The 26,766-nt window shown below is 64.4% G+C and carries 24 protein-coding genes; 15 read left to right on the top strand and 9 right to left on the bottom strand.

What is annotated here, in order from left to right; all coding sequences use genetic code 11:
• The 4 genes from BVE01S_RS06010 to egtB all read left to right on the top strand — a co-directional run bounded on the left by BVE01S_RS06010 (nt 1) and on the right by egtB (nt 4,441).
• Nucleotides 1-279 carry a SemiSWEET family sugar transporter gene (locus tag BVE01S_RS06010; RefSeq protein WP_066625477.1) on the top strand — a complete coding sequence of 93 codons (279 nt, stop codon included), beginning with the start codon at nt 1-3 and terminating at the stop codon, nt 277-279.
• 262 nt (nt 280-541) lie between these two features.
• The gene (locus BVE01S_RS06005) at nt 542-847 is read left to right on the top strand and encodes an SCP2 sterol-binding domain-containing protein (RefSeq protein WP_017506191.1); all 306 of its coding nucleotides are present in this window, start codon (nt 542-544) and stop codon (nt 845-847) included.
• A 105-nt stretch (nt 848-952) separates the two neighbouring features.
• Nucleotides 953-2,179 (top strand): acyl-CoA dehydrogenase family protein, encoded by a 1,227-nt coding sequence (locus tag BVE01S_RS06000; protein WP_066625476.1) that lies wholly within the window; start codon nt 953-955, stop codon nt 2,177-2,179.
• A gap of 102 nt (nt 2,180-2,281) precedes the next feature.
• The gene (egtB, locus tag BVE01S_RS05995) at nt 2,282-4,441 is read left to right on the top strand and encodes an ergothioneine biosynthesis protein EgtB (RefSeq protein ID WP_066625803.1); all 2,160 of its coding nucleotides are present in this window, start codon (nt 2,282-2,284) and stop codon (nt 4,439-4,441) included.
• An 84-nt stretch (nt 4,442-4,525) separates the two neighbouring features.
• Here the strand turns inward: egtB and BVE01S_RS05990 are convergent, their stop codons facing one another.
• Nucleotides 4,526-4,747: a con-10 family general stress protein gene (locus tag BVE01S_RS05990; protein WP_039243609.1), complete on the bottom strand. Its 222-nt coding sequence runs from the start codon at nt 4,745-4,747 to the stop codon at nt 4,526-4,528.
• A 116-nt stretch (nt 4,748-4,863) separates the two neighbouring features.
• Nucleotides 4,864-5,025, bottom strand: coding sequence for a hypothetical protein (locus BVE01S_RS17005; RefSeq protein WP_167544819.1), 162 nt, complete (start codon nt 5,023-5,025; stop codon nt 4,864-4,866).
• A gap of 103 nt (nt 5,026-5,128) precedes the next feature.
• On the opposite strand from BVE01S_RS17005, the gene BVE01S_RS05985 reads away from it, so the two are divergent.
• Nucleotides 5,129-5,422, top strand: coding sequence for a hypothetical protein (locus BVE01S_RS05985; RefSeq protein WP_066625471.1), 294 nt, complete (start codon nt 5,129-5,131; stop codon nt 5,420-5,422).
• A gap of 18 nt (nt 5,423-5,440) precedes the next feature.
• Here the strand turns inward: BVE01S_RS05985 and BVE01S_RS05980 are convergent, their stop codons facing one another.
• Nucleotides 5,441-6,142, bottom strand: coding sequence for an MBL fold metallo-hydrolase (locus BVE01S_RS05980; protein WP_066625469.1), 702 nt, complete (start codon nt 6,140-6,142; stop codon nt 5,441-5,443).
• Nucleotides 6,143-6,333: 191 nt separating this feature from the next.
• Here BVE01S_RS05980 and tig point away from each other — a divergent pair, with 191 nt between their 5' ends.
• The 4 genes from tig (at nt 6,334) to BVE01S_RS05960 (ending at nt 9,738) form a co-directional block, all read left to right on the top strand.
• Nucleotides 6,334-7,677: a trigger factor gene (gene tig / locus BVE01S_RS05975; RefSeq protein ID WP_084375310.1), complete on the top strand. Its 1,344-nt coding sequence runs from the start codon at nt 6,334-6,336 to the stop codon at nt 7,675-7,677.
• Between the two features lie 21 nt (nt 7,678-7,698).
• Nucleotides 7,699-8,589, top strand: a complete 891-nt coding sequence (locus BVE01S_RS16755) for a hypothetical protein (RefSeq protein WP_105625211.1) — start codon at nt 7,699-7,701, stop codon at nt 8,587-8,589.
• Nucleotides 8,590-8,697: 108 nt separating this feature from the next.
• A complete protein-coding gene (locus BVE01S_RS05965; RefSeq protein ID WP_017506180.1) occupies nt 8,698-9,345 on the top strand; it encodes an ATP-dependent Clp protease proteolytic subunit in 648 nt (215 codons plus the stop codon).
• Nucleotides 9,346-9,417: 72 nt separating this feature from the next.
• The gene (locus tag BVE01S_RS05960; RefSeq protein WP_066625462.1) at nt 9,418-9,738 is read left to right on the top strand and encodes a hypothetical protein; all 321 of its coding nucleotides are present in this window, start codon (nt 9,418-9,420) and stop codon (nt 9,736-9,738) included.
• 3 nt (nt 9,739-9,741) lie between these two features.
• On the opposite strand, the gene BVE01S_RS05955 is transcribed toward BVE01S_RS05960, so the two are convergent.
• Nucleotides 9,742-10,389 (bottom strand): HAD-IB family hydrolase, encoded by a 648-nt coding sequence (locus BVE01S_RS05955; protein WP_066625459.1) that lies wholly within the window; start codon nt 10,387-10,389, stop codon nt 9,742-9,744.
• A gap of 194 nt (nt 10,390-10,583) precedes the next feature.
• On the opposite strand from BVE01S_RS05955, the gene clpX reads away from it, so the two are divergent.
• Nucleotides 10,584-11,852, top strand: coding sequence for an ATP-dependent Clp protease ATP-binding subunit ClpX (gene clpX / locus BVE01S_RS05950; protein ID WP_055755232.1), 1,269 nt, complete (start codon nt 10,584-10,586; stop codon nt 11,850-11,852).
• Between the two features lie 80 nt (nt 11,853-11,932).
• On the opposite strand, the gene BVE01S_RS05945 is transcribed toward clpX, so the two are convergent.
• The 3 genes from BVE01S_RS05945 to BVE01S_RS05935 form a co-directional block, all read right to left on the bottom strand.
• Nucleotides 11,933-12,685, bottom strand: coding sequence for a lysophospholipid acyltransferase family protein (locus tag BVE01S_RS05945; RefSeq protein WP_066625456.1), 753 nt, complete (start codon nt 12,683-12,685; stop codon nt 11,933-11,935).
• A gap of 37 nt (nt 12,686-12,722) precedes the next feature.
• Complete coding sequence (locus BVE01S_RS05940; RefSeq protein ID WP_066625455.1) at nt 12,723-13,772, bottom strand: GGDEF domain-containing protein; 1,050 nt, start codon at nt 13,770-13,772, stop codon at nt 12,723-12,725.
• A gap of 110 nt (nt 13,773-13,882) precedes the next feature.
• Nucleotides 13,883-15,448: a DEAD/DEAH box helicase gene (locus BVE01S_RS05935; RefSeq protein ID WP_066625454.1), complete on the bottom strand. Its 1,566-nt coding sequence runs from the start codon at nt 15,446-15,448 to the stop codon at nt 13,883-13,885.
• A 250-nt stretch (nt 15,449-15,698) separates the two neighbouring features.
• Between BVE01S_RS05935 and BVE01S_RS16750 the strand changes: the two genes are divergently transcribed.
• From BVE01S_RS16750 to BVE01S_RS05925, 3 genes are read left to right on the top strand one after another with little or no spacing between them, the layout of a single operon-like run.
• Nucleotides 15,699-16,517 carry an ImuA family protein gene (locus BVE01S_RS16750; protein WP_146112060.1) on the top strand — a complete coding sequence of 273 codons (819 nt, stop codon included), beginning with the start codon at nt 15,699-15,701 and terminating at the stop codon, nt 16,515-16,517.
• On the top strand, nt 16,408-17,973 hold the full coding sequence (locus tag BVE01S_RS05930; RefSeq protein WP_066625452.1) for a Y-family DNA polymerase: 1,566 nt from the start codon (nt 16,408-16,410) through the stop codon (nt 17,971-17,973). The genes BVE01S_RS16750 and BVE01S_RS05930 overlap by 110 nt, the downstream gene beginning before the upstream one ends.
• Nucleotides 17,970-21,326 carry an error-prone DNA polymerase gene (locus tag BVE01S_RS05925; RefSeq protein ID WP_066625450.1) on the top strand — a complete coding sequence of 1,119 codons (3,357 nt, stop codon included), beginning with the start codon at nt 17,970-17,972 and terminating at the stop codon, nt 21,324-21,326. The genes BVE01S_RS05930 and BVE01S_RS05925 overlap by 4 nt, the downstream gene beginning before the upstream one ends.
• Before the next feature lie 70 nt (nt 21,327-21,396).
• On the opposite strand, the gene BVE01S_RS16745 is transcribed toward BVE01S_RS05925, so the two are convergent.
• Nucleotides 21,397-21,981, bottom strand: a complete 585-nt coding sequence (locus BVE01S_RS16745) for a histone (protein WP_088582843.1) — start codon at nt 21,979-21,981, stop codon at nt 21,397-21,399.
• Between the two features lie 184 nt (nt 21,982-22,165).
• Here BVE01S_RS16745 and BVE01S_RS05910 point away from each other — a divergent pair, with 184 nt between their 5' ends.
• Entirely contained in the window at nt 22,166-23,029 is an 864-nt protein-coding gene (locus BVE01S_RS05910; RefSeq protein WP_066625442.1) for a 50S ribosomal protein L11 methyltransferase, read from the top strand.
• 9 nt (nt 23,030-23,038) lie between these two features.
• Nucleotides 23,039-24,844, top strand: coding sequence for an aminopeptidase P family protein (locus BVE01S_RS05905; RefSeq protein ID WP_066625438.1), 1,806 nt, complete (start codon nt 23,039-23,041; stop codon nt 24,842-24,844).
• Here the strand turns inward: BVE01S_RS05905 and BVE01S_RS05900 are convergent.
• Nucleotides 24,841-26,592 carry a patatin-like phospholipase family protein gene (locus BVE01S_RS05900; protein WP_066625435.1) on the bottom strand — a complete coding sequence of 584 codons (1,752 nt, stop codon included), beginning with the start codon at nt 26,590-26,592 and terminating at the stop codon, nt 24,841-24,843. The genes BVE01S_RS05905 and BVE01S_RS05900 overlap by 4 nt on opposite strands.
• Between the last annotated feature and the right edge of the window lie 174 nt (nt 26,593-26,766).

Genomic DNA, 26,766 nt, shown 5'->3' with positions numbered 1-26,766 from the left:
ATGAGCGACCTGATCGCCAATATCGTCGGCTCAGCGGCTGCGATCTGCTCGATCACCAGCTTCGCGCCTCAGGCGGTCAAGATTTGGAAGGAGCGCGACGCGTCGTCGGTCAGCTTGAAGACCTACTCCCTGACGGTGACCTGCTTCGTGCTGTGGGTCGTCTATGGCGTCATGACGCAGGCCTGGCCTGTTACGGTCGCCAACGCATGCGCCCTGGTGATGGCGTCCGGCGTGCTGGTGATGAAGTGGCGATTCCGCGACGGCGATCCCGACAAATAAGGGTTTGATCCTGATCAAGGCGCGCTGGCGCGATAGGGCTCAGAACGGCGGCAGAGGAGATTTCCAATGCCGCAATCCGCTGTTCCCTTCGTCGCCGCTATCGTGACGGCGTTCGCCTTCTTCATGGTCGCGCTAGGCGCAGCCAGCCTGTATTCCAGATCCGCTGACGAGAAGTGACCGAGCTTTCCCCGACGTGATCTTGGCGCCCCCGCCGATGCGGGCTAACCCGTAGTTCACAACGTCCAACAGGGAGACGCCCCCAATGCCCGACCTCGCACAAGTCACCGAACACATCCGCGGCGCCGTCGGCGACAACTCCGGCCTCGGCAAGACCGTCAAGCTCGACCTCGGCGACGAGGGCAAGATCTACATCGACGGCGCCTCCACGCCGAACACGGTGACGAACGAGGACAAGCCCGCCGACGCCACCGTCTCGATGAAGTGGGATGACTTCATGGCCCTGTCGGAAGGCAAGCTGGACCCGATGATGGCCTTCATGCAGGGCAAGCTGAAAATCGCCGGCGACATGATGATCGCCCAGAAGCTGGCTCCGCTGCTGAAGCGCTGATGCCGGTCTGAACAACCAGTTATGGCGGCGCGGCTCCCGACCAGGGGCCGCGCCGTTTTCGTATCGAGCGTCCGGCAGAGGCGCGAACGGGAAAGAGGAAACGACATGGACTTCAAACATTCCGACCGCGCCCTGGATTGGCACGCCCGCGTCCGTCGCTTCCTGGACGAGCAGGTCATCCCGCGCGAAGCCGAATATTTCGCCCAGGTGCGCGAGGATTCGAACCGTCAGCCGCCGGTCATGGAGACGATGAAGGCGGCCGCGAAAGAGGCCGGGCTGTGGAACATGTTCCTGCCCGGCGCCCATGAAGGTGAGAATGGGGGGGCGGGTCTGACCAATCTGGAATACGCGCCGCTGGCCGAGTTGATGGGGCGGCATCTGTGGTCGGCCGAGGTGTTCAACTGCAACGCCCCCGACACCGGCAATATGGAGGTGCTCCATATGTACGGGAACGCCGAACAGCAGGCGCGCTGGCTGAAGCCCCTGATGGCCGGCGAAATCCGTTCGGCCTTCCTGATGACCGAGCCTGAGGTCGCCTCATCCGACGCCACCAACATCCAGACCCGGATTGAGCGGGACGGCGAACACTATGTCATTAACGGCCGCAAGTGGTGGTCGACCAATATGGGCCATCCGAATCTGGCCGTGACCATCGTCATGGGCAAGACGGATCCGGACGCCGCATCCCACGCCCAGCAGTCGCAGATCATCGTGCCCGCCGACACGCCTGGCTTCCGCGTCGAGCGGATGCTGTCGGTGTTCGGCTATGACGAAAAGCCGATCGGCCACGCCGAGGTCGTGCTGGAAAATGTCCGCGTGCCGGTCGAGAACCTGATCGCCGGCGAGGGCAGGGGCTTCGAGATCGCTCAGGGGCGGCTTGGCCCGGGCCGTATTCACCACTGCATGCGCACGATCGGTGCGGCCGAGCGGGCGCTAGAACTGATGGTGACGCGGCTGTTGAACAGAACGGCGTTCAAGAAGCAGTTGGCCGAGCATTCGGTCTGGGAACAGCGCGTCGCGGAGGCGCGCACCAACATCGAGATGTGCCGCCTGCTGGTGCTGAAGGCCGCCTGGATGATGGATCAGGCGGGAGCCAAGAACGCGCGTTCCGAGATCGCCCAGATCAAAGTCGCCGCGCCGAAGATGGCCTTGCGGATCATCGACGACGCCATTCAGGCGTTCGGCGGCGCCGGTGTGTCAGGCGACACGCCTCTGGCCGAGCTTTACGCGGGTGTTCGCACCTTGCGCATTGCCGACGGCCCGGACGAGGTCCATAATCGCACCATCGCGCGGTTGGAATACGCCAAACATGGCGGCCGCCCGATGCGCTGATGCGTGATCCCGAACGCCAAGTGCTTGGGAACCTTGGCCTTGTTGGTGCGTTTGTTCGGCACTGACAAGGCGCTGGGGCTGGTGTCGGACGGGACAGCTGACATGAATGCGCGCTCCGAGCCCGACCCGCGGGTTGCGTCAGACGTGGCGCGGTTCAAGTCTGTTCGCGCGCGCATGATCGCTTTGGTTGAAGGTTTGTCTGCCGAGGATCTGTCAGCTCAGTCGATGGCGGATTGCAGCCCAGGGAAATGGCATCTGGCGCACACCAGCTGGTTTTTCGAGGCGATGATCCTGTCGTCCGATCCTGAATACCAGCCTGTCGATCCGCGTTTTCAGCAGCTGTTCAACTCCTACTATGAGGCCTTGGGCGAGCGGGTCAGGCGGGACCAGCGCGGGCTGATGACTCGCCCCTCCGTCGATGAGGTCCTGGCCTATCGCCGAGAGATCGACCGCCGCATGGTCGCCTGGTTGGCGCAGGGCGAGACCAGCGGCCATCAACGCTATCTGTTCGAGCTGGGGCTGCACCACGACCAGCAGCATCAGGAGCTTTTCCTGATGGATATGCTGAACCTGATGTCGCGCTCTCCGCTCGACCCCGCCGCCTATGAGATCGAGCCCAGAGCCGAGACGCTCCAGATCACGCGCGGTGGAACGGTGGCGTTCGACGGCGGTCTGGTGACGATCGGCCACGACCAATCGGGCTTCGCCTTCGACAATGAGGGGCCGGCGCACCGTGTGTGGCTGGAGCCGTTCGCTCTGGCTGCGGATCTGGTGACGAACGGGGACTGGATCGCCTTCATCCAGGATGGCGGCTATTCGCGTTCCGACCTGTGGCTGTCGGACGGCTGGGCGACGGTCAAGGCTGAGGGCTGGACCGCGCCGCTGTATTGGCGTTTGGCTAATGGCGCCTGGACCGTGATGGGTCTGACGGGGCGTACAATTGTCGATCCTGCCGCTCCGGTTCGCCACATCAGCTTTTACGAGGCCGACGCCTATGCCCGTTGGGCCGGCAAGCGGCTGCCGTCCGAGGCGGAATGGGAACATGCCGCCGCCTCTTCGCCTGATGCGTTCTCGAACCTGGCTGGCGAAGTGTGGCAGTGGACGTCCAGTGCCTATGCGCCCTATCCCGGTTTTCAGCCGACGCCGGGCACCGCCGCCGAGTACAACGGCAAGTTCATGGCCAATCAGATGGTGCTGCGGGGCGGATCTTTCGCCACGCCGCCGGGCCATGACCGCATCACCTATCGCAACTTCTTCTATCCCCAACAGAGGTGGGCCTTCATGGGTTTGAGACTGGCTGAAGATCGGACCGTGGCGCGAGACGCCGCAGCGGACGACGCCCAAACCGCCGCCTTTCGAAAGGATATGATCGAAGGGCTGTCGCGTGCGCAAAAGGCCGTGCCGCCGAAGTGGTTCTATGACGCGGACGGGTCACGTCTGTTCGAAGACATCACCGTGCTGCCCGAATACTATCCGACCCGGCAGGAAATGGCGCTGTTGCGCGATCGCGCAGCAGAGTTGACGGCCGACTTTGGCCCCGACGCGGTGCTGGTCGAATTCGGATCCGGCGCCAGCGAGAAGACGCGGATTTTGTTGGACGCCGCCACCGACCTCGGCGCCTACGTTCCGCTCGACATCAGCGAGAGTGCTCTGATGGACGCCGCCATTCGCGTCCGTGCTGATTATCCAAACCTGCGCGTGCAGCCGGTTCTGGGCGACTTCGAACATCTGGCCCCGCTGCCCGACGATCTTCCGTCGGGGCGACGGATCGGCTTCTTCCCCGGCTCGACCATCGGCAATCTGCAACCGGAAGAGGCCGAGCAATTCCTGGCGGCGGCGCGTCGGATGCTGGGCGAGGGGGCGTTGTTCATTCTGGGCGTCGATCTGGTCAAAGATCCTGCGATCCTGGTCGCCGCCTATGACGACAGCCAGGGCGTCACGGCGGCCTTCAATCGCAATGTTCTGATCCGCGCCAATCACGAGTTGGATGCTGATTTCGATGTGGACGCCTTTGTTCACCGCGCCGTGTGGAACCCGGACGCCTCGCGAATGGAAATGCATCTGCAGGCGATTGCGCCGACGACCGCGCACGTGGGAGATCGGACATTCCGCTTCATGACCGGCGAGACGATCCACACCGAAAGCTCGCGCAAGTTCACGCCTGAATCGATCCAAGCCATGGCGGCCGCCTCCGGCTGGACGGTTGTCCGCATCGACACCTCTCCGGCGCCGAGCGTCGCCTTGGCGGTCCTGCGCGCCTGAGCCGAATGCGCGGCTGATCGCGGGCAATAAAAAGGGCGGCGCATCGATCGATGGGCCGCCCTTGTTTGTATCGAGTTCCGCCGACTACTGCCCGTCGGCGGCGTCCGCGTCTTTCTTGGTTCCGTGCGACGCTTCTCCACCCTTGCGGCCCGCCTGTGCGGCGAGGCTGCGGTCCTGGGAGAAGCTGCGTTTTTCGCTGGGGACGCTTGCGCCCCCTTTGCGCGCGATTTCGCGCTGACGTTCGGGATCCATGGAGGCGAAACCTCGCTTGGAAACGCCGGAGGGGCGTGTGGGTTGGCTGTCCATCGTGTTCCTTTCAGTGCTGCCGTTGCGCTTGCTGAAGTGAACCCAGTGACTCGGTGACGGTTCCGTCGGGAACTCCGTTTTACTGTCGCGATCCTCAAGGGCTCGTGAGTTTGACTTTACCCAGCGCCGTAAGGCCGCGAATCACCTTCGCCGCCACCATCCGGTTCCATCGGGGGAACTTCATCGGGCGTGTCTGAAGGCTGTATTTCCGGCTGCTGCGTCGGCTCAGGCTGGATCTCGGGTTGCGGCGTGGTCGGAGTGGGTTCGATATAGGTCATGAGCGGCTCCTTGTGCGATCAACCAACGCACCCTGATCGCCCGCGTTCAAAAAGGAACCATGGGTCGCAACACCGGTTTGTTCAGCGAACCACGGAGATCGAGATGACCAACACCCCGATAAGCGCGACATCACCCGACCACATCGTCCTGGAGGACGATGATCTGACCCAACGTCTGGACCGACAGGCCGACGCAATTCTTGCCCAAGGTGAGGGCCGCAGCTTTGGCAAGACCACTTCAGTCCGTCAGGCCGTCAGAGAAGATGCGGGCCTGGTGCGTGAGAGGATTTCCGGACGCGTTCATCGCGTGCAGGAAGACATTCAGGACAATCCGATGAAGGCCACGCTCTATGCACTGGGCATCGGCGTCATCATCGGGATGATCCTGCGCCGATAAGCCACACGATCAGCAGGCTCAGGCAGGCCCCGACGGCTCACGCTGGATCGGGGCCTGTCGCATTGCGGCGTCAGACACGAACGGATTGGTCCGTCGCTCTTCACCAAAGGTGGAGATCGGCCCGTGGCCCGGCACAAAGGTGACGTCGTCGCCCAGCGGCCAGAGCTTTTCGATCACGGAGCGGATCAGGGCGGGCGGGTCGCTCATAGGGAAGTCGGTGCGGCCGACCGAACCCTTGAACAGAACGTCGCCCACCTGAGCGAATCGCGCCGCACGATTGAAGAAGATGACGTGCCCGGGGGTATGGCCGGGGCAATGGCGCACGTCCCAGGTCGTTTTCCCCAGCGATACCGTGTCGCCATCTTCCAGCCAGCGGTCGGGCGTGAAGGGGCGGGCGTCAGGCAGGCCGTACATCCGGCCGCTTTCCACGATTCGGTCGATCCAGAACTGGTCGGCCTTCTGAGGGCCGGTGATCTGGGCGCCGGTCTTTTCCTGCATTTCTGCTGCGCCGCCCGCGTGATCCAGATGGCCGTGGGTGATCCAGATCCGATCCAGCGTCAGGCCGCGCCGCGTGACCTCGCCCAGGACTGCATCGACCGAACCGCCAGGATCGATCACGGCGGCCTTGTTGGTGGCGGTGCACCAGACGGTCGTGCAGTTCTGTTGAAGCGGGGTGACGGGCGTGACGAAGACGCCGATGGGGGAGGCGGGTTGGCTCATTTGGTCAACATAGCCACGCAAAGGCCGCGAAACCACCGGCTCTGACTACGCCCGCGTTGACCTTTCGGGCCCTTCTCGACATAAGGGCGGGCTTCGAGGCGCCGCTCCACACGGGGCGGCCTTCTTGCTTTATCCATTCCGCGCCGGCCGTCTCGATGGCTCATGCGCCCCAGAGCGTCAGAATCCCGACCATGCAAGTCGTCGAAAAGTCGAACGAAGGCCTCAGCCGCGTGATCGCGGTCACCATTCCCGTCGCGGAGCTGAACGAAAAGCTCGAAGCCCGCGTCAAGGAAGTCGCCCCGCAAGTGAAGCTGAAGGGCTTCCGTCCGGGCAAGGTGCCGGTCGCCCACGTCAAGAAGACCTTCGGCCGTGAGTTCATGGGCGAGATCATCAACGCCGAGCTGAACGAAACCAGCCAGAAGGCGCTCGACGAGGCCAAGATCCGTCCCGCCGCGCCGGCCGAGATGAAGCTGACCTCGGACATGGACAAGGTCATCGCCGGTCAGGAAGACCTGGCCTATGAAATGTCGCTGGAAATCATGCCGGACTTCGAGCCGGTCGATCCCAAGACCCTGAAGCTGGAGCGCCCGACCTACGAAGCGTCGGACGCCGATCTGGACGAGGCCCTGACGGAACTGGCCGGTCAGGCCAAGACCTACGAAGACAAGAAGGGCAAGACCGTCAAGGCCGCCGAGGGCGACCAGCTGACGATCGACTTCCTGGGCAAGCTGGACGGCGAGCCCTTCGAAGGCGGCGCCGCCGAGGACGCGGACCTGGTGATCGGCTCGGGCCGCTTCATCCCCGGTTTCGAAGAGCAACTGACGGGCGCCAAGGTCGGCGAAGAGAAGACCATCGAAGTCACCTTCCCCGAGAACTATCAAGCCGCTCATCTGGCCGGAAAGAAGGCCACCTTCGACATCAAGGTGAAGGCCATCAAGGCGGAAGCCGAATCCAAGATCGACGACGATTTCGCCACCCGCATCGGTCTGGAGTCGCTGGACAAGCTGAAGGAACTGCTGAAGTCCAACCTGGACCAGCAGTACGCCGGCGCGGCCCGTTTCAAGCTGAAGCGCGCCCTGCTGGACCAGCTGGATGAGGCCCACGACTTCCCGTTGCCGCCGAAGATGGTGGACGCCGAGTTCGACGGCATCTGGCAGCAGGTCGAGGCTGACAAGACCGCTGGTCGTCTGCCGGAAGAAGACGCCGCCAAGTCGGACGAAGATCTGAAGGCTGAATACCGCAAGATCGCCGAACGCCGTGTGCGTCTGGGCCTGGTGCTGGCCGAAATCGGTCGCGCCAACAACGTCCAGGTCACCGACCAGGAACTGAACGCCGCCATCCTACAGGAAGCCCGCAACTATCCGGGCCAGGAACAGGCCGTCCTGAACTTCTACCGCCAGAACCCCAACGCCGCCGCCCAGATGCGCGCGCCCATCTATGAAGAGAAGGTCGTCGACCTGATCGTGGGCGTCGCCGACGTGACCGACAAGCCGATCACGAAGGAAGAGCTGCTGAAGGAAGACGACGAAGGCTGATCGTTTTCAGGGGGATTGGCGATGACTAGTCTGGTGACTTTGGCTGCTGCCGCGGCGTTGGTCCTTCCCCAGTCATCGTCAGATCCCTCCCCGGTCGTTCTGCCCGATATCGTAGTGCAGAGCACGCCTGTTGAGACGCAGGCCAAGGCATTCGTCGCCGCCGTTTCGGCGCCGTTTCCGCAGGCGACGCTCGCGCGCTGGAACCAGGCGATCTGCCCCGCTGTGGTCAATCTTGAACGGGGCTTGTCGTCGATCATCTCAGATCGCGTTCGAGACGAAGCGAGATCGCTGCGCGTTCGCGTCGGTGATGGGGCGTGTCGCGCGAATATCATCATTGTCGCGACGGACGCCGCTGACCTTACAGCGCAGGGATTGGTTCGAGATGATTTTCGAACCTTCCATCCGGGCGATAGCGGAACGGATTTGGGCCGGTCGGCGCTGCGCCGCTTTCAAAATTCCGATGCGGCTGTTCGTTGGTGGCATGTGGCGATGCCGGTCAGTGATGATACCGGCAAGCTTGCAATCGCATTGGATGGGGAAGTCCCGCCAGTGGTTGCAGACCGTGTCGTTACGCGACTGCGTGCGAACGTACGCTACGACATGGCGTGGGTGATCATCGTCATCGATGTCACGCAGACAGCCCAGATACCCGCGTCAAGCTTGGCCGACTACATCGCGATGGTCGCTCTGGCGCAGATTGACCCTCAAGCAGATTTTACGGCGCACGATACCGTGCTCAATCTTTTTGCGCCCGGCGCCGCACTTCATGGCATGACCGAATGGGATCACAGCTATCTGAGCGCCCTCTATGATAGCGACGCCAATGCCGCAAACTTTGCGTCGCAAAAGGACGACATGGAACGATCGTTGGCGGATGGCTTGCGACGTCGACGATCCTTGGATGAGGAATAGCACTGCTGCGCCTTGCGCGGTGGCGTTAGCAACGCGATATCTCGTGACAGACAGTGCGACACGTGAGTCGCAGAAGGCCCGAACGAGGCCACATTACGAGAAGGCTAAATGCGCGACCCCATCGAACTCATGAACATGAACCTCGTCCCCATGGTGGTCGAGCAATCCAGCCGCGGCGAGCGCTCCTTCGACATCTTCTCGCGCCTGCTGCGCGAGCGGATCATCTTCCTGACGGGACCGTTCGAGGACGGTATGGCGTCGCTGATCTGCGCCCAGCTGCTGTTCCTTGAATCGGAGAACCCGAAAAAGGAGATCAGCATGTATATCAACAGCCCCGGCGGTCAGGTGACCTCGGCGCTCGCGATCTACGACACCATGCAATACATCAAGAGCCCGGTTTCGACCGTGGTGATGGGTATGGCGGCGTCGGCTGGCTCGCTGATCCTGACGGCGGGCGCCGCTGGCCAACGTATCGCCCTGCCGAATGCGCGAGTCATGGTGCACCAGCCCTCGGGCGGGTTCCGGGGTCAGGCGTCGGACATCGAACTGCATGCCGCCGACATCCGGTACACCAAGCGTCGTCTGAACGAGATTTACGTCCATCACACCGGCCGCACGTATGAGGAGGTCGAAAAGACGCTGGACCGCGACCACTTCATGTCGGCCGAGGAAGCCAAGGCCTGGGGCATCGTGGACCACGTCTATGATCGCCGCGAGCAGGCTGACGCCGACGGCGTGAAGACGCCCGGCAACTAAGACAGCTGTCGAAAGACGAAAGGGCGCGCCCGTTGCGGCGCGCCCTTTTCATTTTGTGCTATCGGAACCGCCATGCAGTTTACACGAGATCAAAGCGGCACGGTCGATGTCGATGGCGAAAGCTACGTCTGGGAGCTTCGTCGCCAACCTCAGCCCAAGGGCGGCAACGTCTGGGAGGGCATGGCCGTCTCCCTTCGTCACGCGGACTTCAAGCGCGAAGCGATTGTGCAGTTTCCGCCGCCGCTTCGGCCCAATGGCCGACCGGATGTGGAGAAGCAGCGCGTGAATGTCGACGCCGTCCGCACCGCTATCGCCTCAGCGATCGAGGCCGGCTGGGATCCGGCTTCGCGCGGCAAGGCGATGGTGTTCGATGTGGACGCCGACGGGAACTGAGCCTCAGGGCTTCTGACGGAAGACCCGGAAACCCGGCTGCTGGGCCATCGCCAGCATCTCGGTGTCACCCGAGGTGTCGCCATAGGCGGCAGTCAGGGTCATGTTCTCGCCATAGGCCGCCTTCAGCCGCCGCACCTTCTCCTCACCCCGACAGTTGGGGCCGGCGAAGTCGCCAGTGATTCGATCGTTGGCGTCGAAGACGAACTCGGTGCCCAGCAGGGCCTCGGCCCCGAGCTTGCGGGCGAACGGCGCGACGGTCGTCGTAGGAGACGCGGTCACGATGACGCGGTGCGCGCCGCGGTCGCCCCAGTCGTTCCACACCTCAAGCGCATCGGGTCGCATGAACCGCGGCCAGATCTCTTCGGCGAAGGCTGCGGCTTCCGCTTCGAGCGTCTGGCGGCCCACACCAAGCAGGAATTCCTTTACGGAGGCCGCTTTGATCCGGCCCCGGTCGCGATCCTTGGCGTAGCCAGCCAGCGCCGGAGCCAGCTTGACCAACCCCAGCGCCCAGGCGCCCGGACCGGCGCGCCAACGCAGGAACTCAGTGAAACTGTCCCGAATCGTCAGCGTGCCGTCGAAATCGAAGGCGACGATGGCAGGTCCATTCGCCGTGGACTGGCGTATTTCCTGCACAATACCCATGTCAGACATTCGCCTTGATCCCCGTCGACACTGATCCATCCACGCACTGCAACAATCCCTTGCCGCCTTCGGGGTTGTTCCGGAACGTGTGATGGGTGATTGTCATTTTTTGAAGACCTTCGCATCCAGAGTGCTGGAATCAATGTGAGGGAAGCGCGTTTCGGGCCATTTCGGTCCGCCCCGCGGGAGTGAGATAAGGGTCTATGACCAAAGCAGCCGGCACCGACGCCAAAAGCACCCTCTACTGCTCGTTCTGCGGAAAGAGCCAGCACGAGGTCCGCAAGCTCATCGCGGGCCCGACCGTCTTCATCTGCGATGAATGCGTCGAACTGTGCATGGACATCATCCGCGAAGAGCACAAGATCGGCTTCAAGAAGACGACCGACGGCGTGCCCACGCCCAAGGAAATCCGCGACGTGCTGGACGACTATGTCATCGGCCAGGCGCACGCCAAGAAGGTGCTCTCGGTCGCCGTCCACAACCACTACAAGCGCTTGAACCACGCGACGAAGAACAACGACGTCGAACTGGCCAAGTCGAACATCATGCTGATCGGGCCGACCGGCTCGGGCAAGACGCTGCTGGCCCAGACGCTGGCGCGCATCATCGACGTACCGTTCACCATGGCCGACGCCACGACCCTGACCGAGGCCGGCTATGTGGGCGAGGATGTCGAGAACATCATCCTGAAGCTGCTGCAGGCGTCGGACTACAACGTCGAGCGGGCCCAGCGCGGCATCGTCTACATCGACGAAATCGACAAGATTTCGCGCAAGTCGGACAACCCGTCGATCACCCGCGACGTGTCAGGCGAAGGCGTGCAACAGGCCCTGCTGAAAATCATGGAAGGCACCGTCGCCTCCGTGCCGCCGCAAGGCGGTCGCAAGCATCCGCAGCAAGAGTTCCTGCAGGTCGACACGGCCAACATCCTGTTCATCGTCGGCGGCGCCTTCGCTGGGTTGGAGAAGGTCATCTCGGCGCGCGGGGCAGGGGCTTCGATCGGCTTTGGCGCCCAGGTCAAGGAGATCGATGAACGTCGCACCGGCGACATTCTGAAGGGTGTCGAACCTGACGACCTGATGCGGTTCGGCCTGATCCCCGAGTTCATCGGTCGTCTGCCCGTTCTGGCGACGCTGGAAGATCTGGACGAGACGGCGCTGGTCACCATTCTGACCGAACCGAAAAACGCTCTGGTCAAACAGTACAAGCGTCTGTTCGAGATGGAGAACGTCGAACTGACCTTCACCGACGACGCCCTGATCGCCGTCGCCAAGAAGGCCATCACCCGCAAGACTGGCGCGCGCGGCCTGCGCTCGATCCTAGAAGGCATCCTGCTGGAGACCATGTTCGAACTGCCGACCTTCGAAGGCGTCGAAGAAGTGGTGGTCAACGCCGAGGTCATCGACGGCAAGGCCCAGCCCCTGCTGATCTACTCGGAAGCCTCCAAGAAGAAGGCCGACGGCGCCGCCTGAACTGGCGACAAACGCTGAAATGACGAAGGCCGGAGCGAGATCGCTCCGGCCTTCCTCGTGCGAGCTCGCTGTCCGCAAATCTATTTGATCGGCGTATTGATCAGCACGGCCGGCGTCACGGGTTGACCCGTGGCTTGAGCGACGAGTTCGGCGGTGCGGGTTTCGATCACGGCTTCCAGGCGAGCCAGGAACTCGTCCTTGGGAAGGCCGACAGGGATCGGGTCGAGGAACTCTAGCGTCGCCGTGCCGGGGTGCTTCTCGTACTTTTCCTCGGGCCAGAAGAGGCCGAGGTTGGTAGCGAGCGGCACGACCGGCACTTCGAAGTCGCGGTACATGTGCCAGACGCCGGAGCGATATTTGAACTTCTTGCCGACGGGCGCGAGGTGCCCCTCGGGATAAATCAGGATTTTGCGGTTCTCAGCGCGGGCCTCGGCGGCGCGCATGGCCAGGGCCTGGCGGGCTTCGTGGCCGCCGCAGGAGTTGACCACGATGGCGCCCAGCGTCTTCAGCACGCCGCCCAGCAGGGGAAACTTTTCCAGGTGATCGCCGGTGACGAAGGCGATGTCGTCGAACTGATCGTAGGTCGCAAAGCCGTCGCCCCAGCTTTGATGCTTAGAGGCGATGATGAAGGCGCCTGCGGGCAGTCGATCCTTGCCGCGAACGTCCAGCTTGATGCCGGCGAAGATCGACATGGCCTGGACCATGCGCTTCACATAGCGGCGGATGACCCAACTGGCCGGGCCGCGACCAGGGGCGAGCGCGGCGAAGGCGGCGGTCAGCCCATAGCCGATCGACACGATCCAGTAGGCGACATTGAAGGCGAAGCTGCGCATGGGGCGACTATGGCAGAAAGCTTGGCCTTGTGAGACCCTAAGCCGCCTTTTCGAGTGACGAAGCGGGCGTGACACAGTTTCGACCCGCACGCTTGGATTCGTACAGGGCGGCGTCGGCGCGTTCCAGCAGGCTGGCGGCGGTTTCGCCCTTTCGACGCTGGGCGAAGCCGGCAGAGACCGTGACTGAGCCCAGGTCGTCATTGGTCGAGCGACGACGCAGCGCGCGTGACGCCACGTCGTTGCGGATGCTCTCCAGCGCCGCCATGACGACGCCAGCGCCTTCACCAGGGAAGATGATGGCGAACTCTTCGCCGCCGAACCGAGCGGCGAATCGGGTCTTGCCGCAGATGTTGGACAGGACGGTGGAGACATAGCGCAGCACCTGATCGCCGGTCTGGTGGCCCCAGGTGTCGTTGAACCGTTTGAAGTGGTCGATGTCCAGGATGGCCAGGCTGAGCGGCGCGCCGTCGTCCTCGGCGCAGGCAGCCTCAAGCCGTTCATCGAAGGCCTTGCGGTTGGCCAGATTGGTCAGCGCGTCGGTCATGGCGTCACGGCGCACCTGTTCCAGGTTTTCACGCAGACGGATGACTTCCTTGTTGGACTTTTCCAGACGCTTTTCGAGGATCGCCGTTTCGCGGCGCACCCGGTTGGTCGCGGTCGAAAGGCCGCCGACCAGATCCTTCAGCGAGGACGGATCATCGACCGTTTCCATGCACTGAGAGGCGTCGGCAAGGGTCTCGCCATAGTCGTGCTGGGTCTTGTGCGCCATTGCAATGGCGCTGGCGACGCTGGCCAGTTCGCGGTCCAGCACCGCGCCGACGTCGCGGATTTGATCCGGCAGTCGGCCGCGCGGGAGGAACTCGGCGGCCAGCATTTCGGACGTCTTGTCAGTGATGACGGCGGACTGCGCCAGAAGACGGCGGATTTCCTGGGCCAGGGGGCCGTCGGGGTCGCTGATGTAGTGCAGCCAAAGCTCGAAGTTCAGCGGAGTCGGCCAGACGCCGGCTTTTTCCATTTCGCCGATGACGTTGCGCACCAAAGCATAGGCTTGAGGAGCTCTTAGCGCCGTCTCGACCTTTTTCGACATTCTTGTTCCCCTAGGCTCCTGTTCTGGAGCTGTATAGGGGCGCACACTACGGGATGTTCCGTAATGCAGGGTAAACGGCGCAGCGTTTCACCGCGCCGTTGTGTACGAAATCAGGCGCGGATAACGACGGGCCGACGCAGGAAGGCGGGGATGTCGTCGCCGAAGCCACGCACGCCCTGGCGCTGCGTGTCGCTCTTGTCGGCCTTGCGATCGCCGCGACGATCGGATTGCAGTAGGTGCGGCTCGCGGTCTGCGCGCTCGGCACGCGGGGCGCGGGCCGTTTCGACGGGTTCGATGGTCGGCTCCGCTTCGATTGCGGCGGCGACGGGAGCCACAACTTCGACCGGCGTCTCGGGGCGGGCCTTGCGGCGGCTGCGGCTGCGGGGCGCCTCGGCCGCCTGAGACGAAGGCACGGCGGTGACGGGGGCGATGTCGACAGGCTCGGCGGACGGGGTGGGCGCGCTGCTGGTGCGCGACCGGCTGCGACCGCGTTCGCCCGAGCGTTTGTCGTCGCGGCGTGGGCCGTCCTTGATGGCGGCGAAATCGATGCCGTCCAGAAACAGCTCTTCCGGGTCCTTCTTGATCAGCTTCAGCACCTTATCCAGCGACTTGTCGTCGGCCGGGGTCACGATCATGAAGGCCTGGCCCAGCTTGCCGGCGCGGCCGGTGCGGCCGATGCGGTGGACGTAGTCGTCAGCGTGGTGCGAGACGTCGTAGTTGAAGACGTGGCTGACGTCCGGGATATCCAGGCCGCGCGCGGCGACGTCGGAGGCCACCAGGATTTTCAACGCGCCCGACCGGAAGTCCGCCAGGGTCTTCATCCGGTGCGACTGATCCAGGTCGCCGTGGATCGGCGCGGCGTCGAAGCCGTGGGTCTTCAGCGACTTGGCGACGATATCGACTTCGGATTTGCGATTGCAGAAGACGATGCCGTTACGCACGTCCTCACGGCCGACCAAGGCGCGCAGGGCGGTCCGCTTCGCCTTGGGGTCCGAGGTCGGGATACGGACGATATATTGGGTGATGGTGTCGGCGGTCATCGCCGGACGCGAGGCCTCGATCCGGGTCGGATCCTTGAGGAAGGCGGTCGTCAGGCGCGTGATCTCCGGCGGCATGGTGGCCGAGAAGAACAGGGTCTGGCGACGGGGCGGCGTAAGTTTGAAAATGCGCTCGATGTCGGGGATGAAGCCCATGTCGAGCATCCGGTCGGCCTCGTCGACGACCATGATCTCGACGCCGGTCAGCAGCATCTTGCCGCGTTCGAACAGATCCAGCAGGCGGCCGGGCGTGGCGATCAGGACGTCGACGCCCTTGTTCAGCGCCGCAACCTGGTCGCCCATGGAGACGCCACCAATCAGCAGCACCCAGCTCAGTTTGGTGCCCTTGGCGTATTTGGCGAAGCTCTCGGCGACCTGGTCGGCCAGTTCGCGGGTCGGCGCCAGGACGATGGCGCGCGGCATACGGGCGCGGGCGCGGCCGGTGGACAGGCGATCGACCAGGGGCAGGGTGAAGGCGGCGGTCTTGCCGGTGCCGGTCTGGGCGATGCCCAGAACATCACGTCCGGCGAGGGCGACGGGGATCGCCTGTTCCTGAATGGGCGTAGCGGTCGTGTAGCCGGTGTCGGCGACGGCCTGAAGGGTCGTGGGCGAAAGGCCCAGTTGGGAAAATTCGGTCATGAATCCTTGGGAGAGAAAGCGTCTGCGTGCATAGCAGCGACGGAACCGCCCCTCTTTGGGCGAGCGGGCGGCGCGGATCGCAGACCTGTCCCGAGGCTGGGGGCGATATAGAAGTCCCTGCGTCAAAGTCAAGTATTCTCGGTATTCGGCCGCCAGAGCGCGCCGGAATAAATTCCCATGGCCAAGGTTGCTTGCGCTTGACTCCGAGGGTGGGGCGAGCGGCATATAAGAGAACAAAAGGAGAACTGTTGTGCGGTCCGACCGCGGTATCGAGGCATTGCGTCAGCGCCTGAGGGCGATGGAAACGGACGGTCATCCGACCGACGCCGACCGCTTTGACTTGGGTCACGCACAAGCGGACCGTCACATCGGCGGGCTTTCGAGCCATAGTCTGCACGAAATCTATGCGGCGACGACGCCGGATGCGACGGCCGCTTTGGGGTTTGCCTTGGGTCTTTTTCAGCGGGCCTCGAAGGATCGACCATTGGTGTGGGGCATCCAGGCCATGGCCGGGCTGGAGACCGGTCAGATTTACGGACCCGGATTGCGCGAACTGGGTTTGGATCCCGGACGAGTGATCTTGGTGAGCGTCAAGGAAGCCAAGGACCTACTGGCGGCGGGTGAGGAGGCTCTATCATGCGGCGCAGCGGGTGCGGTGCTGCTTACGACCTGGGGCGAAAGCCGGGTCCTAAGCCTGACGGCGACGCGACGTCTGTCCATGGCGGCGGGGCAGGGGCGGGCGACGGCGATCCTGACCCGACTGGCGGCTCAACCCCAACCCAGCGCAGCCGAGACCCGCTGGCGCGTTCGCGCAGCCTTGTCCCAAGCCTTGGAGGCGGATGCTCCCGGCCGTCCGAACTATGGGATCGAGTTGTTGCGGCATCGGTCGGGCGCGCCGCCGAAGGCCTGGACCATGGAATGGGATCGTGAGCGCGGAGTTTTCGAACAGGGTGGGCGCAATGTCGGACATCAACACGCGCAACGACCGGCGCTACCTGTCGGTCTGGTTTCCTCTGTTGTCGACAGATCGGCAGCGGCGCGAGGAGGGGCGATCCGACGCTTCGGCTGAGCCGGCGAGCGTGCTGGTCGAGAAGGTGAAGGGCGCGCTGCGGCTGGCAGCCGCAAATCGGGAGGCGTTGGAGATGGGACTGTCTGCTGGAATGACGCTGGCGGACGCGCGAGCCAGGGCGCCGGATCTTCGCGTGGTCGTGCATCGTCCCGAAGCGGATGCGGCGCTGTTGAAGCGCGTTCTGCTGGATTTCGGCCGGTTCACGCCGATGGCGGCGACGGACGGTCTGGATGGCCTGGCGCTTGATGTGACCGGTTGCGCCCACTTGTTTGGAGGCGAGTTGGGAATGATGCAGGCCGTCGAGGCGCGGGCGCGTCGCGTCGGTCTGGCGGTGCGGCTGGCCATGGCCGGCACGCCGGAAGCGGCGCGTGCGTTGGGGCGGTTTGGAAGCGGTGGGATTTACGAGGGTGCCAACCAGCGTCAGGCTCTGCGTCGTCTTCCCGTCGCGGCCTTGGAGCTTTCGGACAAGGAGACGCAGGCCCTGTCGCGCGCCGGGCTGAAGACCATGGCGCATCTGGACGATCGACCCACGGCACCCATCGCCGCCCGCTTTGGCGCAGTGGCGGCGACCCGGCTGAACCGCGTCCTGGGGCGTGAGGATACGCGGATAAGACCCCAACGGCCGGTCATGATGATCGCCGTGAGCCGGATCCTGGTCGAACCGATCACGGAAATGATCGATGTCGAAGCCGTCATCGGCGATCTGCTCCTCGAGGTGATGGATCAGTTGGATTTGCGCGGTCAGGGCGGGCGCGCCTTTCGTGTCAGCTTCTTTCGTATCGATGGGGAGGTGCGCCATATCACCGTCCGAACGGGGCGACCGAGCCGGGACGCTTCCGGTGTTCTGCGTCTGTTTCGGGAAAGATTGGCGGCGCTGGCCAAGCCGCTGGATCCAGGGTTCGGGTTTGATCAGCTGCGCCTTTCGGCGCCTGTCACTGATCGACTGGCTTCGCGTCAGGGCGGCTTCGAGCACACCCCGCCGGGCGCCGAGGATCTGGGCCGTCTCGTGGATCGCTTGACGGCGCGCCTGGGGCCCGAGGCTGTTAGACGGTTCGAACTTGTGGAGTCTCACTGGCCCGAACGCGCGGTTCGACTGACTCCTGCGGCCCTGCCATCCGGCGAACAGGTCAATTGGCCCGAGCCTGATCCTGTGGACCCGCCGCTGCGTCCCTTGCAGATGTTCGACCCGCCCCAACCGATCCTCGCCACGGCGGAGGTGCCCGACCATCCGCCGAACCGTTTCATCTGGCGTCGAGTGGATCATCGTCTCGTCCGGGTCGAGGGACCCGAACGGATCGCGCCCGAATGGTGGCGCAGATTGCATGGGCCGCTGGAGGCCACGCGGGATTATTATCGGGTCGAGGACCAGGAGGGGCGGCGCTTCTGGCTGTTCCGTTCGGGTTTTTATGGCGAGGAGCCGGCGCCACGCTGGTTCCTGCATGGCGTTTTCGCATGACCGCCTATGCCGAGTTGGCGACGCGCAGCAACTTCTCCTTCCTGGAAGGGGCGTCGCATCCAAAGCATCTGGTGCTGAGCGCGATCCTGCGGGGACATACAGGCATGGGGTTGTCCGACCGCAACACCCTGGCCGGGGTGGTGCGGGCATGGAGTGCGTTGAAGACCCTGCGCCAAGACGGCTGGTCGCCGCCGGACAAGGTGCGTCAGGGCGGCGGTCCCGGCGAGACGATACTCGTGGAGGACAAGTTCCCGGTCGATCTCGACCCGGAGACAATCAAGGCGCGGGCCGAGGCCTTCAAGCTGATCCTGGGTGCACGGCTGCGGTTCAACGACGGGACGCCGGACATCCTGGCCTATCCCGAAGATCGGCAGGGCTGGGGTCGTCTGTGTCGCCTGCTGACGCTTGGTAATCGCAGGGCAAAGAAGGGGCAGTGCGAGCTGGGTCTAGGCGATCTGTTGCGAGCGCCTGAAGGCTTGCTGCTGATCGTCATGCCGCCGCGTCGAACGCAGGGATTGGAATCCTTGCTCCGTCAGGTGAACGAGGCTGCTCCAGGTGCTGTCTGGCTGGGCGCCACGATGCACCGAATGGGCGACGACCGCCGAAGGCTGGCGAGGTTGAAGGCGCTTGGCGCAGAGACCGGAACGCCCCTGCTGGCGGTCAATGATGTCCTCTATCACGACGTGGAACAGCGAGACTTGCAGGATGTCGTGAGCTGTATCCGTGAGGGCGTGACCCTGGAGGCGGCAGGTCGCCGTCTGGATCAGAACGCAGAACGCCACCTGAAACCGACCGCAGAGATGAGCCGCCTGTTCGCCGACGCGCCCGAGGCGATAGCCGAGACACAGGACTTCCTGGCGCGGGTGGGGTTCGATCTTGGCCAACTCACCTACAACTATCCGGAAGAGCCTGTACCGCCCGGCATGACAGCGCAGGATCGTCTGGTTTCGTTGGTGGCGACCTATGAAACCCGAAAATATTCGGATGGGGTGCCGGTCAAGGTGCGAGACCTTCTGAAAAAAGAGCTAGCCTTCATCTCAAAGGAAAGGCTGGCCCATTATTTCCTGACAATCCACGACATCGTCAGATTTGCGGATGACCAGCGCATCCTGTGTCAGGGACGAGGTTCGGCGGCGAACTCGGCCGTCTGTTACGTTCTTGGGATCACCTCGGTCGATCCCAGTGTGCACAATGTGTTGTTCGAACGCTTCCTGTCGTCGGACCGAAATGAGCCGCCCGACATCGATGTCGATTTCGAACATGAACGGCGTGAGGAGGTCATCCAGCACATCTATTCGAGATATGGTCGCCACCGCGCCGGTATAGCCGCAACCGTGATCCGCTATCGCCCGCGCAGCGCCATTCGCGAAGTCGGAAAGGTGATGGGGTTGACCGAAGACGTCACGGCGCGTCTGGCGGGAAGCCAGTGGGGCAGTTTCGGATCGGATATCCCGGATCGTCATGTGGAGCAGGCCGGGCTTGAGATCGGCAATCCGACCTTAACGCGCGCTATCGCCATGACCCGGCGGCTGCTGGAGTTTCCTCGGCATTTGTCTCAGCACGTCGGCGGCTTTGTCCTGACCCAGGATCGACTGGATGAACTGGTTCCCATTGGCAATGCGGCCATGCCGGATCGGACCTTTATCGAATGGGACAAGGACGACATCGACGCGCTGCGCTTGATGAAGGTCGATGTCCTAGCGCTGGGAATGCTGACCTGTATCCACAAGGCGTTCGATCTGCTGCTTGAACACAATAGGCAGGAATTAAAGCTAAACACGGTCCCAGACGCCGACGAGCCGACCTACAAGATGTTGCAGGAGGGGCGGTCCATCGGCGTCTTTCAGGTGGAGAGCCGGGCGCAGATCAACATGCTGCCAAGGCTGAAGCCGGAGCGGTTCTATGACCTTGCCATTCAGGTGGCGATCGTTCGGCCGGGACCGATCCAGGGCAATATGGTCCACCCCTATTTGAGACGACGACAAGGGCTGGAAACCGTCGACTATCCATCGCCTGGCGCAGGATATGGCCATCCCGATGAGTTGAAAGACGTGCTGAAGGTGACATTGGGCGTGCCGCTTTTTCAGGAGCAGGCGATGAAGGTCGCCATGGTCGCGGCCGGCTTTAACGACAAACAGGCCAACGGCATGCGCAAGGCCATGGGGACCTTCAGAGGCGACGGAAACCTGAACTATTTCGGGCAACTCATGGTCAAGGGCATGGTCGCGCGCGGCTATGATCCGGCCTTTGCGGAGCGGTGCTACGAACAGATCAAGGGGTTTGGCTCCTACGGCTTTCCCGAGAGCCACGCCATTTCGTTCGCCCGGCTGGTCTACATCTCGTCCTGGATCAAATGCCACCATCCGGCGGTGTTCGCCTGTGCGCTGCTGAACAGCCAGCCGATGGGATTCTATGCGCCGGCGCAATTGGTGAGGGATGCACAGGATAGTCCGCAGAAGGTCGAGGTGCGGCCGATCGATGTAAATCACAGCGTCTGGGACAATACGCTTGAGCAGGGCGAGCGCGGTATGGCTCTGCGCTTGGGGATGCGCCAGATCGACGGGTTCAATCAGGCCTGGGCGAACCGGATCGTCGCGGCGCGCGATACGCCCTTCATGGACGTGGAGGAGATGGCGCGACGGACAGGTGTAGAATCCGCAGCGATGCGTAAGCTGGCGGATGCGGACGCGTTTCGGTCGATGGGACTGGATCGACGCGAGGGGCTGTGGGCGGTCAGGCGATTGCCCGACGATGAGCCGCTGCCGTTGTTTCAGGCGGCGCGGGCGAGAGAACTGGGAGAAGAGGCGGCGGCGAACCTGCCGATGATGCCGCTCAAGGAGCATATCGCCACCGACTATCAGACGACGCGTTTGTCGCTGAAGGGGCATCCAATGCAGATCTTGCGTCCGATGTTCCGCGCCGAGCGCGTACTCAGCGCCGCCGAAGTCATGGCCCAAAAGCATGGTCGTCTGGTGCGTGCGGCAGGGGTCGTGCTGGTTCGACAAAGACCGGGCACGGGCAACGCCATTTTCGTGACGATGGAGGATGAAACAGGGGTGGTGAATGCGCTGATCTGGGCACGACTGTTCGAGACCTTCCGGCGCGAGGTGATGGCCGCGCGACTGATGGAGGTGGAGGGCACGGTTGAGAAAAGCGCCGAGGGTGTGCTGCACATCATGGTGCGAAAAGTCGTGGACCGCTCGGCCGAGTTGCGCCGGCTATCTGAAGACTATGATCTACAGGTCGAACTGTCGCGGGCGGATGCGGTGAAATACCCGCAAGCGCCGCGCAGCCCGACCGGTCGACATCCGCGCGATGTCCGTATCCTGCCTGGATCGCGCGACTTTCACTGAGACGATCACAACGAAAATCGCCGGACGGGCGTGCCGTCCGGCGATCTGCTGGATTAGAGAAAAAGTGCGATCAGCGCTTGCCGAAGATCATGTCGCCCAACTTGGCGAAGAAGCCCTTTTCCTCGGGCTTGGCGGCGGGAGCCGGCACCGGCGCCGGCTTGGGGGCTTCGACCGGCTTGGGAGCAGGAGCCGGCGTAGGCGCGGACGCCGCCGCGGGTGCAGGGGTGGCGGCAGGCTTGGGCGCGGCGACGGGTTCAGCAGGCTTGGGCGCCGCTGTGGCCGGCTTGGCGACAGGCGCAGCCTTCGGGGCGGCGGCGGGTTTCGAAGCGGCGGCCTTGGGCGCAGCAGTTTTGGTCGCTGCGGGCTTGGTCGCCATCGCCTTGGGCGCGGCCGCTTTCGGAGCCGCGGCCTTCACTGCCGCCTTGACGGCGGCCGGTTTGGGTGCAGCAGCCTTGGGGGCAGGGGCGGGTTTCGGCTTGGCTGCGGCCTTGGCCACCGGCTTAGCGGCGGCCTTGGGGGCGGCGGCCTTGGGGGCGGCGGTTTTGGGCGCCGCGGCCTTGGGCGCGACTGCCTTGGCGGCGGCGGCCTTCGGCGCAGCGGCTGCCGGCTTTGCTGCAGCCTTGGGCGCAGCGGTTTTCTCGGCGGCGGTCTTCACGGCGCTCGACTTCGGCGCGGCTTTAGGCTTGGAAGCGGCGGTCGCCGGCTTTGGCGACGCTGGTTTAGACGTAGACGGTGACTTGGCCATGTATTCCCCGACCCCTCGGTTTGATAAAAACGCGGCGGCGACGGGCGTTCAGCACCGGATCGCTACGATTCGCCATATTACCGGTGTTTGAAAAATGTCCGAGTCCGCACTTCAGATAATCGCACGTGGCCCGCGCGCCGCCGCAGAGGCCGCCGCAGAGGCCGTCGACGCCGATCCGCGGCTGGAAGGCGCGACCTATTCGATCCTGGAAGAGGACGAGGACAACGACGTCTGGCGCATCGACGCCTTTCCCACGACCGATGACGAGGTCGAGGGGCTGAAGGCGGTGCTGGCGGGCTATCCGGTGACGGTGCTGGTGGAGAAGCTGGCGGACGCCGACTGGCTGGCCATGTCGCTGTCGGGGCTGCCGCCAGTCGAGGCCGGACGGTTCTTCGTCTATGGCGCGCACGATCAGGGCAAGGTGCCCGAGGGCCGCGTCACGCTGAAGATCGACGCCGGCGCCGCATTCGGCACGGGCCACCATGGCACCACGGTCGGCTGCCTGGAGGCGTTCGACAAGCTGCTGGAGACCGAAAGCTTTGAGAAGGTGCTGGACGTCGGTTGCGGTACGGGCGTGCTGGCGATCGCGGCGGCCAAGACGGGCACGCCTATCGCCGTCGGCACCGACATCGACGAGCCCTCGGCCCGGATCGCCAATGAGAACGCCGAGATCAACGAGGCCAAGTGCGACTTCTATTTCGCCGATGGTCTCAGCGATCCGCGCATCGCCCAGCACCAGCCATATGACCTGGTGTTCGCCAACATCCTGGCCGCGCCGCTGGTGCATCTGGCGCCCGAGATCGGGGCCGCGCTGAAGAGCGGCGGGGTCGCGATCCTGTCGGGCCTGCTGCGCACGCAGGAGGAGCGGGTGCTGGAGGCCTATCTGCCGCTGGGCTTCACGGTCGAACAGACCATCCATCACGACGCCTGGAGCGCCCTGCAACTGCGCAAGGACTGAGGATCGATCATGCGCCAGACTTTCGACGAGACGACCGACCCTTCCTTTGGGGCCAAACATCTGCCGCTGCTGCGCGCCGAAATGGCCGAGCAGGGATTGGACGGGTTTCTGATCCCCCATGAGGACGAGCATCAGAACGAATATCTGCCGGACGCCAATGAGCGTCTGGCCTGGGCGACCGGCTTCACCGGCTCGGCCGGGGCGGCGGTGGTGTTTCAGGATCGGGGCAGCATGTTCACCGACGGTCGCTACACCGTTCAGGTGAAGGCCCAGACCGATCCGGCCCTCTTCGAGCGGCGCGACCTCAATGACGTGGCGGCCTATCTTGAGACGGCGGCGAAGGGGGCGGTGATCGGTTATGATCCGCGTCTGCACAGCCCGGATGCTCTCGTCGGCCTGAAGGCGGCGGCGCAGAAGGCGGGGGCCACCCTGAAGCCCGTGGACGCCAATCCGCTGGATATGGCGTGGGGCGCCGATCGTCCGGCCCAGCCGACGGCGCCGGTCGTGCCGCATGAGGACGCCTATTCCGGCGAGAGCCATGCATCCAAGCGGGCGCGGATCGGCAAGGCCGTGGCGGACGCCGGCGCAGACGCGGTGGTGCTGACGGCGCCGATGTCGATCGCCTGGCTGTTCAATGTGCGCGGCGGTGACGTGATCCGGTCGCCTCTTCCGATCGGCCAGGCCATCCTGGCGGCGGACGGCAAGGCGCGGCTGTTCCTGGACCCGGCCAAGGTGACAAATGCTTTGCCGGGCTGGCTGGGCGACGATGTCCGCATCGAGGCGACCGAGCAGCTGCCGGCGGCGCTGGACGGGCTTTCGGGCCAAAAGGTCATGATCGATCCGTCGCTTTCCTCGGCCTGGTATTTCGACCGGCTGGACGCGGCAGGCGCGACGGTGGTGCGGGCGATGGATCCCTGCGCCATTCCCCGCGCAGCCAAGAATGCGGTGGAGATCGAGGGCAGCCGCCAGGCGCATATCCGCGACGGGGCGGCGCTGAGCCGGTTCCTGCACTGGGTCGATACGGTGGTGCAGGAGACGCTGCCGGACGAGCGCGAGGTGGTCGAGGCGCTGGAGCGATTCCGCGAGCAGACCGGGGCGCTGAAGGACCTGAGTTTCGACACCATCGCCGGGGCCGGGCCGAACGGGGCCTTGCCGCATTACAAGCCGGTGGGCGCCAGCATTCGCAAGGTCGAGAAGGGCTCGCTGCTGCTGGTGGACGGCGGCGGTCAGTATCTGGACGGCACGACCGATGTGACCCGCACCATGGCGGTGGGCGAACCGAGCGAAGATCAGCGCCACAAGTTCACGCTGGTGCTGAAGGCGCATATCGCCATGGCGACGATCCGTTTCCCGGCGGGGACCAGCGGCATGGCGCTGGACGCCATTGCGCGGGCTCCGATGTGGGCGGCGGGGCTGGATTACGATCACGGCACGGGCCACGGCGTCGGCAGCTATCTGGGGGTCCATGAGGGGCCGCAGCGGATCGCGAAATGGGGCACGTCCCAGCCGCTGCTGGAAGGGATGATCCTGTCCAACGAGCCCGGCTATTATCGCGAAGGCCATTGGGGCATCCGCATCGAGACCCTGCAGGTGGTGACGCCGGCGGTGGTCCCCGAGGGCGGCGAGCGGCCGATGCACGGGTTCGAGCAGCTGACGTTCGCGCCGATCGACCGCAAGCTGATTTCGGTCGAGATGCTGACGCCGGACGAGCGGGCCTATGTCGACGCCTATCACGCCGAAACGCTGGCCAAGGTCGGCCCGTTGATGGATGGCGAGGCGCTGGACTGGCTGAAGCGGGCCTGCGCGCCGCTTTAAGGGGCGGGTGAGGGCGCCGGGGGCGCGCTGGGGCAGTGGCGCATCTGGGTGACGGGGCAGGCAAGGTCGGCGAGCGCCGCCTTTGTCGCCTCGTAGCCGATGGCGACGGGGCCGTCGTAGGTCTTCCAGTCGCGAATATCGCTGCCGGCGACCTGGGGCAGGATCAGGACGTCGGCGTCGGCGCGCGACTGTGTCATCTCGACGTCGGTGGTGATTGTGGCCGAGCGCATCAGGATCGAGACGATGGGCGGGCCGGCCTTCCAGGCTCCGGACAGGACCCATTTCCACCAGGACGGCGGATTCTCCAGCGCCTGGGGATCGACGCCGCGCGTCTGGGACATGTCCACACCGATGATCGGGCCGCTGTTCAGTTGACGCATCACGCTAGTGGGGAAGTTCTTCAGCACGGCCCCGTCCACCAGCACCTGACCGTCCATGACGACCGGCGGCAGGACGCCGGGAATGGCGATGGAGGCGCGCATGGCCCGCCGCATCAGGCCCGTGCGATGCGCCTCGATCCGGCCCGAGGTCAGGTTCGAGGAGACGGCGAAGAAGGGCAGGGCCAGGTCCGCCAGGTCGATGTCGCCGTAAGCCTGTTCCAGCAGACGGGCGACCTTGCGGGCGCGGGACATGGCGATGATCGGCACGGCCAGGTCCGACAGCGGATCGGACTCGACGAAGGCGCGCCGAATCTCGAAATCCAGCCGCTCGTAGGACCAGCCCAGGGCCGGGCCGGCGGCGACGACCGCGCCCATGGAGGCGCCGCCCGCGAAGTCGATGGGCACCTTTGCCTCTTCCAGGGCTCTGATCGCGCCGATGTGGCAATAGGCTCGCGCGCCCCCGCCGGACAGAACCAGTCCGACCGCCGTGCCGGTGACGACGCGGGCGATGCGCTCGGCGTCTGTGGCCAGGCCTTCGACGCAATGGAACCAGCGATCGGGCTGTAGCGCATCCAGCCAGACGCGCGTGTTGGCGGGGTGATGCATGCGCGGATCGCGCAGCAGGATCAGGTCGGTCAGGCGGCGGCCGTCGCCGAAGCCCTGGCGGCGCGGCACGGCGGACGGCGGCGCCAGAAGGCCGCTGCCGACGATGAACATCCGGTCCACCTGACGCGCGCACAGGCTGGCCCAGGCGGGCTGATCCTGTTCGGCGACATAGAGGACATAGTCGTGGTCGCCCTCCACCCTGCTGAACCATTCGGACGCCGAGGCCAGGGCCGACTGGTCTATGACCTGACAGGTGAACCCCATGGCCTGGATGGCGGCGGCGATGCGTTCGACAAAGGCGCGGATGGGGCGGGGACGGGCCGAGACGAAGCCGAAGACGCTGGGCTCGGATGCGCCGGCGGTGCGTTCGCGGGCGCGGTGGATCATCAACCGCGACAGCTCGACCATCAGGTCCGGCTCGGTGCGGGCGGCCTCGAAGAAGGCTTCGCGCGGCAGGGCCAGAATCTCGCTGTCCCTCAGGGCGACGACGGTGGCGGTGTGCGGCGTGCCGGCCAGCATGGCCATTTCGCCCACCGGCTCGCCCGCCTTGACCACGCCCAACATGTGCGGCGGCTGATCCGCCTCCATTCGAAACACGCCCAGACGGCCGGAGCGGACTAGATACAGGGTGTCGGCCGGATCGCCCTCGGTGAACAGCGGCTCACCGCCGGTCAGCGCGAACCAGCTGGCCCGGTCGACCATGCGACCTTCGAAGATGCGCGCGAGCGAGGTCGCCAGCGTGTCGGGGCGAAGCGTGGCCATGGTCCGTTTGTAGGCGCGATTCTGGGCCGGGTGAATTGGGATGTTTGGACGTGCGACGGCGCCTTCGCGCGATCGCAGCGAAGTCTGGAGGGCTGGGCGGAGCGCCGGGCCTTCGCCCGGAGTGTGATTAGAGATTACCGTTTCGACGAAGGGTGTGACGCTCCGCGCGGAAGG

Origin of the sequence: Brevundimonas vesicularis NBRC 12165, assembly GCF_001592205.1 — a bacterium.
GTDB lineage: Bacteria > Pseudomonadota > Alphaproteobacteria > Caulobacterales > Caulobacteraceae > Brevundimonas > Brevundimonas vesicularis.
Note: the sequence above shows the minus strand (reverse complement) of the source record. Positions and strands in the feature narration are given on the sequence as shown.

Excerpts from the sequence above, each read along its gene's own strand:
- BVE01S_RS06010 (WP_066625477.1), top strand. The coding sequence starts at position 1 with ATGAGCGACCTGATCGCCAATATCGTCGGCTCAGCGGCTGCGATCTGC.
- BVE01S_RS06005 (WP_017506191.1), top strand. The coding sequence starts at position 542 with ATGCCCGACCTCGCACAAGTCACCGAACACATCCGCGGCGCCGTCGGC.
- BVE01S_RS06000 (WP_066625476.1), top strand. The coding sequence starts at position 953 with ATGGACTTCAAACATTCCGACCGCGCCCTGGATTGGCACGCCCGCGTC.
- egtB (WP_066625803.1), top strand. The coding sequence starts at position 2,282 with ATGAATGCGCGCTCCGAGCCCGACCCGCGGGTTGCGTCAGACGTGGCG.
- BVE01S_RS05990 (WP_039243609.1), bottom strand. The coding sequence starts at position 4,747 with ATGGACAGCCAACCCACACGCCCCTCCGGCGTTTCCAAGCGAGGTTTC.
- BVE01S_RS17005 (WP_167544819.1), bottom strand. The coding sequence starts at position 5,025 with ATGACCTATATCGAACCCACTCCGACCACGCCGCAACCCGAGATCCAG.
- BVE01S_RS05985 (WP_066625471.1), top strand. The coding sequence starts at position 5,129 with ATGACCAACACCCCGATAAGCGCGACATCACCCGACCACATCGTCCTG.
- BVE01S_RS05980 (WP_066625469.1), bottom strand. The coding sequence starts at position 6,142 with ATGAGCCAACCCGCCTCCCCCATCGGCGTCTTCGTCACGCCCGTCACC.
- tig (WP_084375310.1), top strand. The coding sequence starts at position 6,334 with ATGCAAGTCGTCGAAAAGTCGAACGAAGGCCTCAGCCGCGTGATCGCG.
- BVE01S_RS16755 (WP_105625211.1), top strand. The coding sequence starts at position 7,699 with ATGACTAGTCTGGTGACTTTGGCTGCTGCCGCGGCGTTGGTCCTTCCC.
- BVE01S_RS05965 (WP_017506180.1), top strand. The coding sequence starts at position 8,698 with ATGCGCGACCCCATCGAACTCATGAACATGAACCTCGTCCCCATGGTG.
- BVE01S_RS05960 (WP_066625462.1), top strand. The coding sequence starts at position 9,418 with ATGCAGTTTACACGAGATCAAAGCGGCACGGTCGATGTCGATGGCGAA.
- BVE01S_RS05955 (WP_066625459.1), bottom strand. The coding sequence starts at position 10,389 with ATGTCTGACATGGGTATTGTGCAGGAAATACGCCAGTCCACGGCGAAT.
- clpX (WP_055755232.1), top strand. The coding sequence starts at position 10,584 with ATGACCAAAGCAGCCGGCACCGACGCCAAAAGCACCCTCTACTGCTCG.
- BVE01S_RS05945 (WP_066625456.1), bottom strand. The coding sequence starts at position 12,685 with ATGCGCAGCTTCGCCTTCAATGTCGCCTACTGGATCGTGTCGATCGGC.
- BVE01S_RS05940 (WP_066625455.1), bottom strand. The coding sequence starts at position 13,772 with ATGTCGAAAAAGGTCGAGACGGCGCTAAGAGCTCCTCAAGCCTATGCT.
- BVE01S_RS05935 (WP_066625454.1), bottom strand. The coding sequence starts at position 15,448 with ATGACCGAATTTTCCCAACTGGGCCTTTCGCCCACGACCCTTCAGGCC.
- BVE01S_RS05930 (WP_066625452.1), top strand. The coding sequence starts at position 16,408 with ATGTCGGACATCAACACGCGCAACGACCGGCGCTACCTGTCGGTCTGG.
- BVE01S_RS05925 (WP_066625450.1), top strand. The coding sequence starts at position 17,970 with ATGACCGCCTATGCCGAGTTGGCGACGCGCAGCAACTTCTCCTTCCTG.
- BVE01S_RS05910 (WP_066625442.1), top strand. The coding sequence starts at position 22,166 with ATGTCCGAGTCCGCACTTCAGATAATCGCACGTGGCCCGCGCGCCGCC.
- BVE01S_RS05905 (WP_066625438.1), top strand. The coding sequence starts at position 23,039 with ATGCGCCAGACTTTCGACGAGACGACCGACCCTTCCTTTGGGGCCAAA.
- BVE01S_RS05900 (WP_066625435.1), bottom strand. The coding sequence starts at position 26,592 with ATGGCCACGCTTCGCCCCGACACGCTGGCGACCTCGCTCGCGCGCATC.